The sequence below is a fragment of the Staphylococcus sp. GDX7P312P genome, from assembly GCF_008385775.1.
Taxonomy (GTDB): domain Bacteria; phylum Bacillota; class Bacilli; order Staphylococcales; family Staphylococcaceae; genus Staphylococcus; species Staphylococcus haemolyticus.
Window position 1 is genome coordinate 47514 of sequence record NZ_VUKI01000007.1, and the last position, 19694, is coordinate 67207.

Here is a 19694-nt window from a genome sequence, read left to right on the forward strand (position 1 = left end):
GAACATTCCATTACCAGTCTTGCTAAGTTAAAAATTAATTCATTAATACTAATTTTTCTTATTTTTCATTATCTGGATTAAAGTTAAACTTGAATTCACTAAACGGCCAAAATCTAAATGATACTTTACCAACAATTTGATCTCTATCAATTAAACCAAACGCCCTACTATCCTTACTGACTTCTCTGTTATCACCTAAAACTAAGTATTTACCTTTTGGTATGATATTTGATTTAGGATTTGCATTTAGTAAATCTTTAGTTTCAAATGAACCCGTAATATATTCACCTTGTTTACGTTTTTCATTGTAATCAAGATAAGGTTCATTTATCTTTTTACCATTAACATATAGTTTATCATTTTTATAAATAACGTTATCGCCAGGTACACCAATAACACGTTTAACATAATCGTCTTGTTGATTCGCATGAAATACGATTACATTACCTTTTTTTATATCTCCAACTTTATATCCTAGAATGTTAACCATGACGTGTTCACCATCTTTTAATGTTGGATCCATTGAATCGCCTTTTATAGTATATGATTTAGCTACGAAGTTGACCATTACCCATACAAGTAATAAACCTACCGCTATGGCAACAATCCATTCAACTATTTCTTTCTTCAATTTTAACACCTCATCTACTTATTAAACTGATAGGTAAATTCTTTAAATGGATAATACTTTAAACTAACATCTCCTACAATATCGTCCTTATCTATTAATCCATATGTCCTTGAATCACTTTGTTTATCACCATTATCATTTAAAATAAAATATGAATTTGGCGGAATAATATCACCATCAGAATCATGTAAATCTCTTATTGCAAAATTATTAATATCTCTATTTTTAGCATAAAATTTATTAACTTGTCTATCATCTCTATACAATTTACCGTTTCTAACTTCAATTGATTCACCAGGCTTGCCGACCAATCTACCAAAGTGTAATTGATTTTTATGTCGATACATGATAATATCTCCATCTTTCAACATGTTAAAGGTAACTTTAATTTTATTAATAATGACACGGTCACCTTTATTCAAAGTTGGTGACATATCATCAGTTTGAACTACAGCACTTTTAACTAAGAACATTTGTATAAACATGACAAACAGACAAGCAAATAGGAATGCTACAATCCAACTTGTCACTCTACGCACTTTGTCACTCCTTGTCTGAACCCATGAAATAGCCCTCGACTTTCTTACCAACAAACCATAACGCTATAGTAACTATTAATACCATTATTGCTCTAACAGGATGTGTGAAAAATGAGGTTACACTTTTTCCCATAATCGCCAAAAATGTAATAGAAATTAACTTAGATATAAGTAAAATTATAAAATAATATTTGCCTCTAATATGAGAGAAACTTGCCACAAAATTAACTAGTGTATTAGGTGTAAACGGAAAACACATTAATATAAATATTGGTACTAAGCCCTGTCTATCAATAAAATGAATTAGGCGTTCAACTGATCGTCTTGATTTAATCCGCTTCATAAAGTTAGCATTAACAAATTTTCTACAGAAAAAGAACACTGTATAAGTACCTGCTACAACACCTAACCAACTAATAATCGTACCTGCTATAAAGCCATACGCATGAACACATAAAATAACATACAATGTTAAAGGAAGTACTGGCACAATGGCTCTAAAAAATAAAATAATAAATCCAGCCAGATAACCAAAACCTTGTAATAAATCAAACCATTGTTCAATTTGATGAAACATAGTTACATCAAATCCTTCCTATTGGATTAACAGTTATTATTTCATAGAAATATTGTACACTGTTTCATTTATAAATCTACCTATATATCAATAAATCAGTCACAGGTAGTAGTTAGAACTCATTCCTTAGCTTTAATATAAAGGTATATATTAGAAAAGTCGATACGGAATTTAATCCATATCGACTGTGTAAGACATATTTAATTGACGCTATTGAATGACTAGAGAATTATAAACGCTCTTCTAATTCTTTCTTCTTATCTTCAAATCCAGGTTTACCTAATAATGCAAACATGTTTTGTTTGTATGCTTCTACTCCAGGTTGGTTAAATGGATTAACACCTAATTGATATCCACTCATTGCACACGCTAATTCAAAGAAGTATACAACATAACCAAATGTTTCTTCGTCTAAGCGTGGAATATTCACAACAACATTAGGAACGCCACCATCAGTGTGAGCTAATAGTGTACCTTCAAATGCTTTAGTATTAACTTCATCAATTGTTTTACCTGCTAAGTAATTTAATCCATCTAAATCATCACTATCTTCTTCAATTGTAATATCGTGTTTAGGGTTGTTTACTTTTACAACTGTTTCAAATAAGAAACGACGCCCTTCTTGGACATATTGACCTAATGAATGTAAGTCAGTTGTATAGTTTGCACTAGATGGATATATACCTTTAAAGTCTTTACCTTCAGACTCACCATATAATTGTTTCCACCACTCATTGAAATATTGCATTGACGGTTCATAATTAATCAACATTTCAGTAGTGTAGCCTTTGCTATATAAAATATTACGGATTGTCGCATATTGATAAGCAATATTTTCATCTAATTTATCAGATGATAATTCTTTACGCGCTTTGTTTGCACCAATCATAATTGATTCAATATTTATGCCAGCTGTTGCAATCGGTAATAGACCCACAGCAGTTAATACAGAATAACGACCACCAACATCATCTGGTACTACAAACGTTTCATAACCTTCATTATCTGCTAATTGTTTTAATGCACCTTTTGCTTTATCTGTAGTAGCAAAGATACGTTTTTTAGCTTCTGCTTTACCATACTTATCTTCAACTAATTGTTTAAATAATCTAAATGCTACTGCTGGTTCTGTAGTTGTACCAGATTTAGAAATAACATTTACTGAAAAATCTTTATCTGATAAGTAGTCTACTAATTCTTTAGTGTACGTTGATGATAAATGATTACCCACGAATACAATCTCAGGGTATTCATTTGAATTGCGGAATGATGAAGTTAACATTTCAATAGCAGCACGTGCACCTAAATATGAACCTCCGATACCAATTACTACTAATACATCTGAATTAGATTTTATACGTTTTGATGCTTCCACAATTCTTGAAAATTCTTTCTTATCATAGTCTTCCGGAAGATTCACCCAACCTAAGAAATCACTACCTGCACCAGTACCTTCGTGAATCGTTTTATGAATTGTTTTAACGATATCTTGTTGTTGATCAATTTCATGTTGACCAAAGAATTCTAATGCTTTTCCATAATCTAATTGAATATGAGTCATTTTATAAAAGCCTCCTGTATGTCCTTGTTGATTTAATTTTACTAACTTTAAGCCTTCTATTCAATTGACATGACTGACTATTCGAATATTTTCAAATTAATTCAACAATTTTAAGACATTTTTTAATAATTTTAAAATGAATAATTTCTAAATAAAATAATACTTATATTTCCATATCAATATGTAACATATCCTTTTATACAATTGATATGTTAATGATAAGAGTATTTCCAAATTTTTGTATATTTATGTAAAAAAATGGTTTTATTTTCATTTGATATCTGTTAGTATAAATTTATATCAATTTTCAGAAAAATTATGAGGTGAATTTTAATGAAAGAGAAAATCGTATTAGCATATTCAGGTGGATTAGATACAAGTGTAGCCGTTAAATGGCTTATAGATAAAGGCTATGATGTCGTAGCTGTATGTTTAGATGTTGGTGAAGGTAAAGATTTAGATGTTGTATATTCTAAAGCACTAGATATGGGTGCAGTTGAGTGTCATATTATTGATGCTACTAAAGAATTTAGTGATGACTTTGTAAGTTATGCAATCAAAGGTAACTTAATGTATGAAAATAGTTATCCACTCGTATCAGCTTTATCTCGTCCACTTATCGCTAAGAAATTAGTTGAGATTGCTGAACAAACTAATTCTGTCGGTATCGCGCATGGTTGTACTGGTAAAGGTAATGACCAAGTTCGTTTCGAAGTTGCTATTAAAGCATTAAACCCTAACCTAAAAGCATTTGCGCCAGTAAGAGAATGGGGTTGGAGTCGTGAAGAAGAGATTGATTATGCCATTAAACACAATATCCCCGTTGGCATCAATCACGATTCTCCTTATTCAATTGATCAAAACCTATGGGGTAGAGCAAATGAGTGTGGTATTTTAGAAGATCCGTATGCTGCTCCTCCAAAAGACGCTTATGATTTGACTGCAGAGTTAGAAGATACACCAGATACACCTGATGAAATTATCCTTTCATTTAAAAACGGTGTTCCAGTTCAATTAAATCATAAAGATTATGACTTAGATCAATTAATATTAACATTGAATGAATTAGCTGGAAAACACGGAATTGGACGTATCGACCATGTAGAAAATCGTCTAGTTGGTATTAAATCTCGTGAAATATATGAAACTCCAGGTGCAGAAGTAATATTAAAAGCACATAAAGCACTTGAAACATTAACGTTAACTAAAGATGTAGCTCATTTTAAACCGGTGATTGAAAAACAATTTGCTGAACAAACTTATAATGGTTTATGGTTCTCACCATTAACTGATAGCTTAAAATTATTCATTGATAGCACGCAACAATATGTTGAAGGTGATGTTAGAATTAAATTATTTAAAGGTAATGCCATTGTTAATGGAAGAAAATCTCCATACACGCTATATGATGAAAAATTAGCAACATACACTAAAGAAGATGCATTCAATCAATCAGCAGCCGTAGGTTTCATCGATATTTATGGTTTACCTACTCAAGTAAATGCATATCTTCATGGAGGTTATAGTAATGAGTAGTAAAGCATGGGGTGGCCGTTTTCAACAACAACCGGAAGATTGGGTAGATGAATTTAATGCTTCCATAGATTTCGACCAAACATTGTTGGATGAAGATGTCCAAGGTAGTATTGCACATGCTACCATGTTAGCTAATCAAAATATCATTTCACAAGATGATAAAGACGCAATCATTAATGGCTTAAAAGAGATTCAACAAGACTTTCATAATGGGAAGCTTGCGTTTAAAAAATCGCTTGAAGATATTCATTTAAACATTGAACATGAACTCATTCAACGTGTCGGTGACGCTGGAGGTAAGTTGCATACAGGTCGTAGTAGAAATGACCAAGTGGCTACTGACTTGCATTTATACGTAAAAAAAGAAGTACTTGAAATTCAAGACCTTATTCGTTCATTCCAAACATCCATTCTTAAACTAGCTCAATCACATGTGGATACAATCATGCCAGGATATACACACTTACAACGTGCTCAACCGATTTCTTTTGCACACCATGTTATGACATATTTCTGGATGCTAGAAAGAGACTATTCACGTTTCGTTGATAGTATGAAACGTATTGATATTTCACCATTGGGTGCAGCTGCATTAAGCGGTACAACACACCCTATCGATAGACACGAAACGCAACAATTATTAGAATTTAGTTCAGTTTATGAGAATAGTTTAGATGCAGTGAGTGATCGTGATTACATTATTGAAACTTTGCATAATATTTCATTAACTATGATTCATTTATCACGTTTTGCTGAAGAAATTATCTTTTGGTCTACGGATGAAGCGAAATTCATTACCCTATCTGATGCTTTCTCTACAGGTTCATCTATTATGCCTCAGAAGAAGAATCCAGATATGGCAGAACTTATTCGTGGTAAAGTAGGACGTGCTACAGGACATTTAATGAGCATGCTTGTAACATTAAAAGGGTTACCACTTGCATATAATAAAGACTTACAAGAAGATAAAGAAGGTTTATTTGATTCAGTACGTACTATAAAAGGTTCACTACGAATTTTTGAAGGTATGTTAGATACAATGACCGTTAATACAGACCGTTTAAACGAAACTGTGCATCAAGACTTTTCAAATGCAACGGAATTAGCTGATTATTTAGTAGCTAAAGATGTACCATTTAGAAAGGCACACGAAATTGTTGGTAAAATTGTCTTTGAGTGCATTCAACAAGGTATCTATTTATTAGATGTACCTCTTGAACGTTACAAAGAATTAAATTCAAATATTGATCAAGATGTTTATGACTATCTTAAACCGGAAAACTGTCTTAGCCGAAGAAAAAGTTATGGTTCAACAGGCCAAGACGCAGTACGTCATCAACTTAAAGTTGCTGAAAAATTATTAAATAACGATTAATTTTAGAGGTTGGGTATGGGCCAACGAATTCTGAATGAATTCTATCCATTCCCAACCTTTTTGTTAAATATATTGAGTGAACATTAATTATATAATAGTTATTTAAAGCTTCTGCAAATTCACTTTCTTACACAAAATATCACTGATAGATTTTAATTATACATTTAACTATGAAAGGATGAGTTTGTTGAAAGCAAGTAATAAAGGTATCATTTCATGTTTAACAGTAGCCAGTTTGAGTCTAGCGATTATACATACGCCCGTTGAAGCAAGTGGTGGTGAATCATCAAACACTACAACTACGAACCTAACTAATGCATCTAAAACTCAAAACAATCATACTAATTGGTCAAGAAATTTAACAGGAGAGCGCCATACTACTATTGCACATCGTGGTGCTAGTGGTTATGCACCAGAGCATACTTTTGCAGCGTACGATAAAAGTCATAATGAATTAGGTGCCTCATATATTGAAATAGATTTACAACGCACTAAAGATGGTCATTTAGTTGCAATGCATGACGAAACAGTTGATCGTACAACAAACGGCTCAGGACGTGTCGAGGATTATACATTAGCTGAATTAAAGAAATTAGATGCAGATTCATCATTTAATGAACAAAATCCTCAATTAGCCAAAGATAGTTATAAAGGTGCTACAGTGCCAACGTTAGACGAAATATTGTCACGTTACGGTACAAATGCCAATTATTATATTGAAACTAAGCAGCCTGATGTTTATCCTGGCATGGAACAGCAATTGCTAGACACACTAAACCGACATAACATGCTTACTTCAAATTCTCTAGAAAATGGACATGTCCTGGTACAATCATTTTCAGAAGCTAGCTTATTAAAAATGCATCAATTAAATTCAAATGTGCCATTAATACGCCTATTGGACAAAGGTGAATTAGCTCAACAAAGTCAAGCAGATTTACAACGTATTCGTTCTTATGCAACTGGCGTCGGTCCTGAATATAGTGATTTAAATGCACAAAATACAGCTCATTTAAAAGATTTAGGTTTCCTCGTACATCCATTTACCGTGAATGAAACTGCCGATATGCAGCGCTTGAACCAATACGGTGTTGATGGTGTGTTTACAAATTATGCTGATCAATATAAAGCAATAAGTGCTCAAAAATGAAAGTATAACTATGGTTCATAAATTAATAATTTAGAGAACAACAAAATAAACGCTATCGCTTGTTTATATATCAAAACAAACGATAGCGTTTTAATTATAAGCTCTTCGACAAATCGGATTGATGAGTCCTAATGTTGAGATTAATCAACCTTAAGTTGTTTAATCTCTTTTTGCATAAATAGCGTAGGTTGATAAGTGAGCTCGGCATAGTAAAACAAGCTCATTCGTCCTTTATGTTTTTTCTCAGTCACTTCATCTGAAAAATTTAGATTTTTATCTTTAATTCTTAATGTATTTAATATAGACTTACACATAGGCGCATTACCTTTCTTTTTTATTTTGTTTGGTAGCTAATAATTATAGAGGTAATTGCGCCATTTTTGTATTCAAATATAAAAATTGGGCTGATGACTTTTAGTCATCAGTCCAATTTATTATAGAGCCTAATTATATTGATATTATGGCTTATGCCCAACCACGGTAGCGAGCTGCTTCTGCAGTACGTTTAATACCTACAATATAAGCTGCTAGTCTCATGTCAATTTTTCTATTTTGTGCTAATTCGTAGATTGTATCAAACGCATCTACTAATTTTTCACGTAATTTATCGTTAACTTCCTCTTCAGACCAATAATAACCTTGGTTATTTTGCACCCATTCGAAGTATGAAACTGTTACACCACCAGCACTTGCTAGTACGTCTGGTACCAATAAGATACCACGTTCAGTTAAAATTCGTGTAGCTTCAGGTGTAGTAGGTCCGTTAGCCGCTTCAACAACAATATCGGCTTTAATATCATTCGCATTATCTTCAGTGATTTGGTTAGAAATCGCAGCTGGTACTAGAATGTCACAATCTAACTCGAACAATTCTTTGTTAGAAATTGTGTTATCGAATAAGTTTGTAAATGTACCGAAACTATCACGACGATCTAATAAATAATCGATATCTAAACCTTCTGGATCATGTAATGCACCATAAGCATCAGAAATTCCTACGACTTTTGCACCCATGTCATATAAGAATTTAGCTAAGAAACTACCTGCATTACCAAATCCTTGGATAACTACGCGAGAACCTTTGATTTCCTTACCACGACGTTTAGCTGCTTGTTCAATAGCAATCACTACGCCCAATGCAGTTGAACGATCGCGTCCTTGTGAACCACCTAATACGATAGGTTTACCTGTAATAAAACCAGGTGAGTTAAATTTATCTAAAGCACTATATTCATCCATCATCCAAGCCATAATTTGAGAGTTAGTAAATACGTCTGGTGCTGGAATATCTTTTGTAGGACCAACGAATTGAGAAATTGCACGTACATATCCACGAGATAAACGTTCAACTTCATGAATACTCATTTGACGTGGGTCACATACGATACCACCTTTACCACCACCGTATGGTAAATTAACAATACCGCATTTTAAAGTCATCCACATAGATAATGCTTTAACTTCTTCTTCATCTACTTCAGGATGGAAACGAACCCCACCTTTAGTTGGACCAACAGCATCGTTATGTTGAGCACGATAACCTGTAAATGTTTTAACAGTACCGTCATCCATGCGTACTGGGATACGAACTTGTAAAAATCTTAATGGTTCTTTGATTAAATCATACATACCATCGTCAAATCCCAATTTGTGTAAAGCTTCTTTAATGATACTTTGTGTAGAAGTCACTAAATTATTATTCTCAGTCATGATCACTTTCGCCTCTTTTTAACAAATGATTTCGCTTTCATACATATTGTAACACATGTCTTTGCTTTTTAAAGGGTTTTCAAAATGAATGTTACAACTTTTTGAACTTAATTAAATACGCTTCTGATTCTATCTAATGCATCATCTAATTCTTCTTTAGAAATAACTAAAGGTGGAGCAAATCGAATCACCGTATCATGAGTTTCTTTACATAATAGTCCTTTTTCTTTTAATGCCTCACAGAAAGGTCTAGCACTTTCATGTAATTCAACACCAATAAAGAGACCACGACCACGTACTTCTTTAATAGCTGGGTGATTAATTTTTTGTAATTCAGATTTAAAGTATTCCCCTAATTCATGTGAACGGCCAGGTAAATCTTCATCTAATATGACATCTAACGCAGCGATTGAAACGGCACAAGCTAATGGATTACCACCAAACGTAGAACCGTGTGAACCAGGTGTAAATACATCCAGTACTTCGTTGTCAGCTAAGACTACGGAAATAGGTAGTACGCCGCCACCAAGCGCTTTTCCTAAAATATAAACATCAGGTTTAACATTATCCCAATCAGTCGCAAATAATTTACCAGAACGTCCTAAACCAGCTTGAATTTCATCGGCAATAAATAAAATATTATGTTCATCACATAATTCTCTGATAGCTTTTAGATAACCTTCAGGTGGGATATTAATACCTGCTTCACCTTGAATCGGTTCAACTAAAATAGCAGCTGTATTCTCATTAATAGCTTCTTTTAATTTATCGACATCGCCGAAATCTACTTTGCGGAAACCATCTAATAACGGACCATAACCACGTTGGTACTCAGCTTCTGATGATAAAGATACTGGCGCCATAGTACGACCATGGAAGTTACCATTAAATGCGATAATTTCAGCTTTATCTGGTTCAAGACCTTTTACATCATATGCCCAACGACGTGCAGCTTTCAATGCAGTTTCAACTGCTTCCGCACCAGTATTCATTGGTAATGCTTTATCTTTACCTGATAATTTACAAACTTTTTCATACCATTCACCTAAATTATCACTATGAAAAGCACGAGAAACCAAAGTTACTTTGTCAGCTTGATCTTTAAGTGCTTGAATAATTTTAGGATGACGGTGTCCTTGGTTAACAGCTGAATAAGCTGAAAGCATATCCATATATTTATTACCTTCTGGATCAGTTACCCAAATACCTTCCGCTTCTGCAACAACGATTGGTAGTGGTACGTAGTTTTGAGCTCCATAATGGTTTGTTAATTCAATGATTTGTTCTGACTTAGTCATAATATCTCCCCTTTGCTTAATTTATATTAAAACTAATGGCCATACGATTACGGCTTTCGATGTCATATACAAAGAAGTATATTTGCAAAATTAATAAGAGCATTAAATGACTCACTGTTACATCAAATATGCCCTTCGTTTCTAAATGAAAGCCCTTACAGATATAATGACATACCTATCAATATTTTTACAAGCAAAATATTAAAAATTTTCCGATAAATAAAATGAATTAAGATTCCTTTGTTATTTACATAAAAAAAGATTATGACAAGAATGATTGCCATAATCTATTATAAACTCTAAGTTCATCTACATTTATCAAATTAAATTTATAAAGATATTTTGAACATCTTCTTTTTAACTAGATTAAAACTAACCGCAAAGTTTAACATTTATTCACTCATTAATACTATTTATCTTTACGAGGTAACGGATAAAAACCTTGGTTAAATTGTTTCCACAAATTAGGTGTTAATTCATGCTTATCTTCACGATGAGGGTCAAATTCTGATAAAATTTCATCTTCTTTTCCTTCTTGAATTTTGCTGATGAAATTATAGTCTAATAATATTTCACGACCAAGTGCTACGAGTTCAACACCTGTTGATTCAATAGCGTCTAATGCATCATCAGCTGTAAATACAGATCCTACACCAATAACTGGGATACGACCATCCACCCATTGGTGAATTAATTTCAATCGCTCTTGTCCTGCATACTTACCTTCTCTTGTAGTTGAATGAATATCTCCAAGAGATATATGAACATAATCAATTGATTTTTCAGTAATTGTATTAATTAGTTGTTCGGTAATTTCCATTGAAATACCTGGTGATTCAGCTTCTTCAGGAGAAAGTCGATACCCTACTATGAAATCATCGCTCGCATATTCTGATTTGGCCTTTAATACTTCATCTATAACAGCAGTTGGAAACTTCATGTGATCAGACCATTCATCATTTCTTCTATTATAATATGGAGATACAAATTGGTGAATTAAATAGTGATTAGCACCATGAATCTCTACGCCATCAAACCCAGCTTCGATTACTCGACGCGTTGCTTCACCGAAATCTTTAATTGTTTGTTCAATTTCTTCAGGCGTAATTTCTCTAGCATCATGTTCATGTTGTTGTCCGAAGCTTTTTAAAGTGATAGGACTTGGTGCAACAACATCTCCATTTGGTGTTAAATTAGCTAATGCTTGTGCGCCACCATGATGAATTTGAACTAAAGCTTTAGCACCATTTTTCTTCATAGCTTGTGCTAAACGTTTGAGTCCTTCTATATCTGAATCATGCGCAACAGAAGGTTGTCCCGGAAAAGCTTTACCAATATCGTTAACATTACTTGCAGCATTGATAGCTAAACCAACATCTTTAGAGCGCTTTTCAATATACGGTATTTCCACGTCAGAAATTGTACCATCATCATTAGATGAAATATGCGTTAATGGCGCCAATACAAAACGATTTTTTAATTCAACCCCATTTGGCAAAGTTACGGTTTCAAATAATTTTTCATATTTTTTATTCATAGGTAAGTCCTTTCCTTTTTAATTATGACTAGACTATAGCACGCAGAATTAAAGCTCCTCCAATATTCTGCTTGACTGTACATGCATATATTTGTGTCGCTTTTTTATAATCAAACGCATAAAAAAGCTAACGCTATATTAAAATACAACGTTAGCTTAGCGTGTTAACAGTCAATCAATTATTACGAATCGCACGTTTAGACTGTTTAATCCAGACCGGTAGGCGTTCTTCAAGTGTTTGAAACCCATACTTTTCTGTTTCTTTAATTTCATCTAATACTGACTGCTTTTCTTTTTTTCGTTCATAATTCTTAAAGTAATCATTATCTTTAAGAGACAAATTTAGTTTTCCTTCATCATCAATTGATAAAATTTTTGCTTTAACGATTTGTCCTTCTGATAGAAATTTTTTTAAGTTGTGGACGTAATCATCCATAATTTCAGAAATATGGATAAGTCCTTCAGTATGGTCAGGGGTCTCAACAAAAGCGCCATACGGTTGAATTCCAGTCACACGCACTTTAATATGCTGACCTTCTTTATAGTGATTATTCAACTTGATAACCCCTTACTTCGATTTACTTAACATAATTATAATAGCATAAATCACAAACTTGGACTAACTATAAACCAATAAAAATCCACATTTTTTCAAAAATATAATATTCCTTCCGACAAATACTAAATTAACGTTCGCATTTAAGGTTATCGTTTTAAAAATTGCAATTGAATTGAAAGTTTAAACCATAAAAAAACGAATCGACATCAACCGTCGATTCGAAAGATTTGTTCATAATCAATTATTATTTATCTTCTACATCAATAGATTCAATAACTACATCATGTACAGGTTTATCTTGTGCACCTACTTTAGTATTTGCAATATCTTCTAAAGTTGATTCGCCTTCAATTAGTTGTCCGAACACAGTGTGTTTTTGATCTAACCAAGGCGTGCCACCATTATCCGCATATGCTTTGGCAATCGGTTCAGGCCAGCCACCATCTACTAATTGGTTAACCATAGATTCTGGAACTTCTTTCATTTGTACAACAAAGAATTGAGAACCATTTGTGTTTGGTCCTGCATTTGCCATTGAAAGCGCACCATATAAGTTAAAAGCCTCTAAAGAGAATTCATCTTCAAAAGATCCTCCATAAATACTTTCACCACCCATCCCAGTTGCTGTAGGATCTCCTCCTTGAATCATGAAGTCATTAATAACACGGTGGAAAGTAATACCGTCATAATAACCATTTTTAGCATGTGTCACAAAATTTTCAACAGTTTTCGGCGCGATATCTGGGAACAACTTAAATGTCATATCGCCTTTATTTGTATGCATAACAACTTTAATTTCATTGTCTTGTATTTCTTTGTTTAGTTGTGGATAGTTAGTCATTTCAATTCTCCATTCATGTTATGATGATATAGATACATCTTAACACATTTGAAAGGAAGTAATATAGCATGTTATACCGATTCTCACATAAGACTGGCGCTTACGGCGTTACAATTAAAGAAGAGAATGACGACCAAGTTCTAGTTCAAGTTGAGCAAGTGATTAAACATCCAAAACAAGGTGATTTACATAATCCAGGACAAACTGAAGGTGTCTTTTTCCATGAAAGACGTGCTCTAAGTCATTATGAGAAACGTTATGCAACGCGTTCACAATTGCGTGAGTTTAATGTTGAGGAAATGACTTATGAAGCGTCACTTCAACAAGCTATTACAAAAATGGAAAATGATTTAAAACAGCAAAATACTGAATTTGCAAAACTAGCCTTAAACAATCTTGAAAATTTAAAAAATGACTATTCAATTCAATATAAACAAAAATTTTTATAAGTCATTTGAACGTGTTTCTTCTTATTTAACAAGTTCTGAAAAATCACTACTCATATGGGTTTTCGTCGTTTTTCAGAACAATATGATTCATGTATAATATATTTCATAAATATTTTTTAAGGAGGATAACATAGTGAGTTTGTTACATATTGCGGTCATTTTACCGTTAATATTTGCACTCATTATTCCAATTCTATATCGATTCTTTAAAAAGATTCATTTAGGTTGGTTTGTATTACCTATTCCTGTTGTCTTATTTATCTATTTCTTATCTCTTATTTCGACTACTCAGTCAGGTAATACAGTAATAAAAACATTAAACTGGATGCCACATATAGGTATGAATTTTGATTTGTATCTTGACGGCTTAAGCATTTTATTCAGTTTACTTATAACAGGTATAGGATCTTTAGTGGTTTTATATTCCATTGGTTACTTAAGTAAATCTGAACAGCTTGGTAATTTTTATTGTTATTTATTACTATTTATGGGTGCAATGTTAGGCGTTGTCCTTTCAGACAATTTAATTATTTTATATCTATTTTGGGAATTGACTTCGTTTTCAAGTTTTTTACTTATCTCTTTCTGGAGAGAAAAAAAGGCATCTATTTATGGTGCGCAGAAGTCATTAATCATTACCGTATTTGGTGGATTAAGTTTATTAGGGGGATTCATTTTAATTTCTCTAGCAGGTGATTCACTTAGCTTACACGAGCTAATTGCTAATGCATCTGAGATTCAACATAGTCCATTCTTTATCTTCGCAATGGTACTTATTATGCTGGGTGCATTTACTAAATCTGCACAAGTTCCATTTTATATTTGGTTGCCTGACGCTATGGAAGCACCTACCCCAGTCAGTGCATATCTACACTCGGCAACAATGGTAAAAGCAGGATTATATTTAGTTGCACGTGTTACACCGCTTTTTGCGATATCACAAGGATGGATTTGGACAATTACTTTAGTTGGTCTAATCACACTTTTCTGGGCATCTTTAAATGCAACAAAACAACAAGATTTGAAAGGTATACTTGCATTCTCAACAGTATCTCAACTTGGCATGATTATGTCGATGTTAGGTATTGGTGCCGTAAGTTATCATTTCGAGGGAAGTCAAAGCCAATTGTACATTGCTGGATTTACTGCAGCAGTGTTTCATCTAGTGAATCACGCCACATTTAAAGGTGCGTTATTCATGATTACAGGTGCTGTAGATCATGGTACAGGCACAAGAGATGTTAAAAAACTTGGTGGTTTACTAACGATTATGCCTATTTCATTTACAATTACAGTTATTACAGCATTAAGTATGGCAGGTATTCCACCGTTTAACGGCTTCCTTTCTAAAGAAAAATTTCTTGAAGCCATGATTGAGATTTCTCACGCTAATGTTTTCAGTTTAGATACATTAGGTATTGTTTTTCCTATTTTAGCTATTGTGGGTAGTATATTTACGTTTGTTTATTCAATTAAATTTATTATGTTTATTTTCTTTGGTAAACATCAACCGAATGCTTTACCTAAAAAAGCACATGAAGCTTCAATGTTAATGTTATTATCTCCAATCATTTTAGCAGTACTCGTTGTTGTCTTTGGGTTATTCCCAGGATTATTAACGCAATCTATTGTAGAACCAGCGACTACTGCAATCAGTGGTATGAGTAATGTTAATGCGGAATTCCATTTATTCCATGGTATTACGCCTGCATTTATTTCAACATTAATTATTTGGATATTAGGTATTCTTTTATTACTAACATTTAGTTATTGGATCCGGCTATTACACGCTCAGCCAACACGTCTAACATTAAATCATTGGTACGATTCTACTGGAAAATACTTGCCTAATTATTCAGCGAATATGACGAATAGTTATGTAAATGGTTATGTTAGAGATAGCTTAGTCATTATATTCGGTATGCTTATTGTCGTTACGATTGTGACGTTACTAAGTGTTCCTTTTGACTTTAATTTTAAAGATATAAATAATATTCATATTTATGAAATAGCGATTTTAATATTATTAATTATCGCAGCATTTATGGTTGTTATTGCTAAATCACGTTTATTTAGCGTTATCATGCTAGGTGTGGTCGGTTATTCAGTATCTGTGTTATTTGTATTTTTCAAAGCACCAGACCTTGCCTTAACACAGTTCGTAGTAGAATCGATTTCTACAGCGTTATTCTTATTATGTTTCTATCATTTACCTAATTTAAATCGTTATAATGAAACACGATCATTTAAATTAACGAACGCACTTATTTCAATTGGTGTCGGACTTGTTGTCATTATCTTAGGTTTAATTGCGTACGGAAACAGACATTTTACATCTATTGGAGAATACTATAAAGCACATGTTTATGATTTAGCTCACGGTAAGAACATGGTAAATGTCATACTTGTTGACTTCCGTGGTATGGATACTTTATTTGAATCATCTGTATTAGGTATTGCCGGTTTAGGTGTGTATACAATGATTAAGTTGCGTCGTAAACATCAATCAAGTGAGGTGAAGAGTGATGAACAGACAGAACAATAATTTAATGTTTCAATATGCTGCTGTTATTATCGCCTTTCTAATCGCCTTATTTGGGGTCACTTTATTCTTTGCAGGACATTATACACCTGGTGGTGGCTTCGTAGGTGGCTTACTATTATCATGTGCACTAACTATCATCGCAATTGCGTTTGATATTAAAACGATGGAAAAGGTATTCCCGTGGGATTTTAAAATTTTAATTGGAATAGGCTTATTATTCTGTGTTGGTACTCCATTAGCAAGTTGGTTCTATGGTGAAAACTTTTTCACACACACGGAATTTAATATACCGTTGCCCCTACTTCAACCTGTTCATATGAACACACCGATGTTCTTTGATTTCGGAGTTCTTTGCGCTGTAGTTGGAACGATTATGACAATTATTATAACGATTGGAGAGAGCGAATAGTGGAAATAATCATGATATTTGTATGTGGCATCCTCGCTTCAATTAGTGTCTATCTCGTTTTATCTAAAAGTTTGATACGAATTGTTATGGGGACAACTTTAATTACACATGCATCAAATTTATTTTTAATTACTATGGGTGGATTGAAACATGGCGAAATGCCAATCTATGAAAAAAATATTAGTCAATATGTCGATCCTATCCCCCATGCATTAATACTAACGGCAATCGTTATCGCTTTTGCGACAACTGCCTTTTTCTTAGTCTTAGCATTTAGAACATACAAAGAATTAGGTACTGACAACGTAGAAAGAATGAAAGGAGTGTTAGATGATGATTGAAAATAACTTAGTCGTCCTTTCATTAGTCGTACCTATCTTTACAGCAATTATATTGGTCTTTTTAGGACAACGTTATCGCGCGAAACGATATGTCACTTTAACTGGTCTAGTCCTGACACTAATTGTGGCAATAATCAATTTAAGAAATGTATATGTCGATGGTCCGCTTAAAGTAGAATTGGGTTCTTGGCCTGCACCTTATGGCATTATCTTTTTACTAGATAGTTTTAGTGCAATGTTGATTGTGACTAGTATCATTATCACCATTTTAATTACTGCATTTTCAAGTACCACAGCAGGAATTGATAGAGAACGTTATTATTATCACTTCTCTATCACATTTATGTTAGTAGGAATTATAGGTGCATTTACAACTGGAGATATATTTAACTTATTTGTATTTTTCGAAGTCTTCCTAATGTCATCTTACGCACTACTTGTACTAGGTGGCACTCAAATTCAATTACGCGAAACTGTCAAATACTTATTAGTTAATATAGTTACCTCAACATTCTTTGTAATTGCAGTAGCGATTTTATATTCCATCGTTGGTACGTTAAACATGGCAGATATTAGTGAAAAATTATCTACATTGTCTAACACACATAGCGGACTCTTAAGTATAGTCTTTATTTTATTTATCTTCGTGTTCGCAACTAAAGCCGGTGCTTTCCCTATGTACGTATGGTTGCCAGGTTCATATTATGCGCCACCATTTGCAATCATTGCATTTTTTGGTGCCCTACTAACAAAAGTAGGCGTATATGCGATTTTAAGAACTTTAAGCTTGTTCTTCCACAACACAATGAGTTTCTCGCACTATACAATTTTATTCTTAGCGTTATTAACAATCATTTTTGGTTCGGTAGGTGCGATTGCATACGATGACACTAAAAAGATAATTATTTATAATATCATGATTGCAGTCGGAGTTATCTTAGTTGGCGTAGCAATGATGAATGAAGCAGGTATTATAGGTGCGATTTACTACACAATTCATGACATGTTAGTCAAAACTGCCCTATTTTTACTTATAGGTGTGATGTATCAAATTACGAAATCTACAAGTCTTAAAGACTTTGGCGGTTTAATTAAACACTACCCTGTACTAGGATGGACTTTCTTCATCGCAGCGCTAAGTCTCGCTGGTATACCGCCTCTAAGTGGTTTTTATGGTAAATATTACATTGTACAAGCAACCTTTGAAAAAGGGTTTTATGTAAGTGGTATTATCGTATTACTTTCAAGTTTAGTTGTGCTATATTCAGTCATTCATATTTTCTTAAAAGGCTTTTTCGGGAAACCTAGAGGTTATGAGCCTACTCAAAGTGTTAACGTTAAACACGCTACTACTATTTCAATAATTGCTGTCGTCATCACAGTCGTATTTGGATTATCTGCTGATTTATTATATCCATTAATTTCTGAGGCGGCTCAATCGTTTTACGATCCTAGCATCTATATTGAGAGTGTCTTAGGAGGTAGATCATAATGGCTATTCAAATTATTTTAAACTTTATCTTAGCTTTTATTTGGATTTTCTTAAGTGGTAGCTATACATTAAATAACCTCTTACTCGGTTTCATACTAGGACTCGGATTCGTATATTTATTTAGTAGAATATTATCAGGAAGATTTTATTTCATAAAAATTTATAAGATATTAAAATTAGCGGTTGTATTTTTTGTAGAATTATTAAAAGCTAATATCGACGTCTTAAAAATTGTTCTACAACCTAAACTTAAGAATGAACCAGGTTTCTTCGTATATCACACTGATTTAAAAACTGATTGGCAAATCGTTTTATTATCTAATTTAATAACATTGACGCCAGGAACAGTCGTATTAGGTATTAGTGATGATAGAAGAAAAATATATATTCACTCTATAGATTTCAGTACTAAAGAAGAAGAAGTTGAAGGTATAAAATCTTCATTAGAGAGAGTAGTTAGAGAGGTGGGCGAAGACTGATGGTAAAAATCATCATGATTATTGCTTTAATTGTTGTTGCAATATCAATGTTAGCGATGTTTGTACGTATCATCAAAGGTCCCACATTAGCCGATAGAATTTTAGCGCTTGATGCAATCGGTTTACAACTAATGGCGTGTATCGCGTTATATAGTATATTCATAGGTTCAGAATATTTACTCGTTGCTATTTTATTAATTGGTATTTTGGCCTTTTTAGGAACAGCCGTCTTCTCAAAATATATGGATAAAGGTAAGGTGATTGAACGTGATAACGAACATCATCATTAGTTTAGCAGTTATCTTTGTCATTTTAGGAGCTATTATAAGTGCCGTTACTGCTATTGGTATTATAAGATTAAAAGATATTTATTCGCGTGGCCATGCTGCAGGCAAATCAGCAACTTTAGGTGCTATTTTTCTATTGTTTGGCACATTCTTATACTTTATCGCTACAGATGGATATATTAATATGCAATTAATCTTTGGTATTCTTTTTATTCTTGTAACTGGCCCACTTTCAAGTCATTTAATAATGAGAGCAGCTTATAATAATAAAACACCTTATACTAAAGATACGAAAATCGATGAACTAAAAAATGAATTTAAAGATAAAATGATTTAACTAATACAAGCAACTGACTAAATCGAAAAAGTTCTTATAGC

General features: G+C 33.1%; 20 protein-coding genes and 1 pseudogene. 11 read left to right on the top strand and 10 right to left on the bottom strand.

Going from position 1 to position 19694, the window contains the following annotated elements:
- Positions 1–58: 58 nt before the first annotated feature.
- The 4 genes from lepB (F1592_RS03725) to F1592_RS03740 all read right to left on the bottom strand — a co-directional run bounded on the left by lepB (F1592_RS03725) (position 59) and on the right by F1592_RS03740 (position 3308).
- Positions 59–631: a signal peptidase I gene (lepB, locus tag F1592_RS03725; RefSeq protein ID WP_011276252.1), complete on the bottom strand. Its 573-nt coding sequence runs from the start codon at positions 629–631 to the stop codon at positions 59–61.
- 14 nt (positions 632–645) lie between these two features.
- Positions 646–1170 carry a signal peptidase I gene (gene lepB / locus F1592_RS03730; RefSeq protein ID WP_037538701.1) on the bottom strand — a complete coding sequence of 175 codons (525 nt, stop codon included), beginning with the start codon at positions 1168–1170 and terminating at the stop codon, positions 646–648.
- Between the two features lie 4 nt (positions 1171–1174).
- Complete coding sequence (locus F1592_RS03735; protein ID WP_037557736.1) at positions 1175–1747, bottom strand: TVP38/TMEM64 family protein; 573 nt, start codon at positions 1745–1747, stop codon at positions 1175–1177.
- 229 nt (positions 1748–1976) lie between these two features.
- Positions 1977–3308, bottom strand: a complete 1332-nt coding sequence (locus F1592_RS03740; RefSeq protein ID WP_011276255.1) for a glucose-6-phosphate isomerase — start codon at positions 3306–3308, stop codon at positions 1977–1979.
- A 333-nt stretch (positions 3309–3641) separates the two neighbouring features.
- Here F1592_RS03740 and F1592_RS03745 point away from each other — a divergent pair, with 333 nt between their 5' ends.
- The 3 genes from F1592_RS03745 to F1592_RS03755 all read left to right on the top strand — a co-directional run bounded on the left by F1592_RS03745 (position 3642) and on the right by F1592_RS03755 (position 7369).
- On the top strand, positions 3642–4844 hold the full coding sequence (locus tag F1592_RS03745) for an argininosuccinate synthase (RefSeq protein WP_053018689.1): 1203 nt from the start codon (positions 3642–3644) through the stop codon (positions 4842–4844).
- The gene (argH, locus tag F1592_RS03750; RefSeq protein WP_011276257.1) at positions 4837–6219 is read left to right on the top strand and encodes an argininosuccinate lyase; all 1383 of its coding nucleotides are present in this window, start codon (positions 4837–4839) and stop codon (positions 6217–6219) included. The genes F1592_RS03745 and argH overlap by 8 nt, the downstream gene beginning before the upstream one ends.
- Before the next feature lie 187 nt (positions 6220–6406).
- A complete protein-coding gene (locus tag F1592_RS03755) occupies positions 6407–7369 on the top strand; it encodes a glycerophosphodiester phosphodiesterase (protein WP_149809553.1) in 963 nt (320 codons plus the stop codon).
- A 182-nt stretch (positions 7370–7551) separates the two neighbouring features.
- Here the strand turns inward: F1592_RS03755 and F1592_RS03760 are convergent.
- The 6 genes and pseudogenes from F1592_RS03760 to F1592_RS03785 form a co-directional block, all read right to left on the bottom strand.
- A pseudogene (locus F1592_RS03760) lies at positions 7552–7683 on the bottom strand (ISL3 family transposase); the annotation flags it as partial.
- Positions 7684–7834: 151 nt separating this feature from the next.
- Complete coding sequence (locus F1592_RS03765; RefSeq protein WP_149809552.1) at positions 7835–9079, bottom strand: Glu/Leu/Phe/Val family dehydrogenase; 1245 nt, start codon at positions 9077–9079, stop codon at positions 7835–7837.
- 107 nt (positions 9080–9186) lie between these two features.
- Positions 9187–10377, bottom strand: coding sequence for an ornithine--oxo-acid transaminase (locus F1592_RS03770; RefSeq protein WP_016931162.1), 1191 nt, complete (start codon positions 10375–10377; stop codon positions 9187–9189).
- A gap of 409 nt (positions 10378–10786) precedes the next feature.
- Positions 10787–11914, bottom strand: a complete 1128-nt coding sequence (locus F1592_RS03775; protein WP_037538717.1) for an NADH-dependent flavin oxidoreductase — start codon at positions 11912–11914, stop codon at positions 10787–10789.
- Between the two features lie 175 nt (positions 11915–12089).
- The gene (ygs, locus tag F1592_RS03780; RefSeq protein WP_011276262.1) at positions 12090–12470 is read right to left on the bottom strand and encodes a S1 domain-containing post-transcriptional regulator Ygs; all 381 of its coding nucleotides are present in this window, start codon (positions 12468–12470) and stop codon (positions 12090–12092) included.
- Positions 12471–12717: 247 nt separating this feature from the next.
- A complete protein-coding gene (locus F1592_RS03785) occupies positions 12718–13314 on the bottom strand; it encodes a peptidylprolyl isomerase (RefSeq protein WP_037538720.1) in 597 nt (198 codons plus the stop codon).
- A 68-nt stretch (positions 13315–13382) separates the two neighbouring features.
- Here F1592_RS03785 and kapB point away from each other — a divergent pair, with 68 nt between their 5' ends.
- The 8 genes from kapB to F1592_RS03825 all read left to right on the top strand — a co-directional run bounded on the left by kapB (position 13383) and on the right by F1592_RS03825 (position 19653).
- Positions 13383–13763, top strand: coding sequence for a sporulation phosphorelay system protein KapB (kapB, locus tag F1592_RS03790; protein WP_037538722.1), 381 nt, complete (start codon positions 13383–13385; stop codon positions 13761–13763).
- A 133-nt stretch (positions 13764–13896) separates the two neighbouring features.
- Positions 13897–16308, top strand: a complete 2412-nt coding sequence (locus F1592_RS03795) for a Na+/H+ antiporter subunit A (RefSeq protein WP_053017554.1) — start codon at positions 13897–13899, stop codon at positions 16306–16308.
- The gene (locus F1592_RS03800) at positions 16289–16717 is read left to right on the top strand and encodes a Na(+)/H(+) antiporter subunit B (protein ID WP_016931159.1); all 429 of its coding nucleotides are present in this window, start codon (positions 16289–16291) and stop codon (positions 16715–16717) included. The genes F1592_RS03795 and F1592_RS03800 overlap by 20 nt, the downstream gene beginning before the upstream one ends.
- The gene (gene mnhC1, locus F1592_RS03805; protein WP_011276268.1) at positions 16717–17058 is read left to right on the top strand and encodes a Na+/H+ antiporter Mnh1 subunit C; all 342 of its coding nucleotides are present in this window, start codon (positions 16717–16719) and stop codon (positions 17056–17058) included. The genes F1592_RS03800 and mnhC1 overlap by 1 nt, the downstream gene beginning before the upstream one ends.
- Positions 17051–18550, top strand: coding sequence for a Na+/H+ antiporter subunit D (locus F1592_RS03810; RefSeq protein WP_053017557.1), 1500 nt, complete (start codon positions 17051–17053; stop codon positions 18548–18550). The genes mnhC1 and F1592_RS03810 overlap by 8 nt, the downstream gene beginning before the upstream one ends.
- Complete coding sequence (locus tag F1592_RS03815) at positions 18550–19029, top strand: Na+/H+ antiporter subunit E (protein WP_053017559.1); 480 nt, start codon at positions 18550–18552, stop codon at positions 19027–19029. The genes F1592_RS03810 and F1592_RS03815 overlap by 1 nt, the downstream gene beginning before the upstream one ends.
- Positions 19029–19319 (top strand): Na(+)/H(+) antiporter subunit F1, encoded by a 291-nt coding sequence (locus F1592_RS03820; protein ID WP_037538732.1) that lies wholly within the window; start codon positions 19029–19031, stop codon positions 19317–19319. Before F1592_RS03815 ends, F1592_RS03820 begins: the two co-directional genes overlap by 1 nt.
- The gene (locus tag F1592_RS03825) at positions 19297–19653 is read left to right on the top strand and encodes a Na+/H+ antiporter subunit G1 (protein ID WP_037538735.1); all 357 of its coding nucleotides are present in this window, start codon (positions 19297–19299) and stop codon (positions 19651–19653) included. Before F1592_RS03820 ends, F1592_RS03825 begins: the two co-directional genes overlap by 23 nt.
- The last annotated feature ends 41 nt before the right edge of the window (positions 19654–19694 follow it).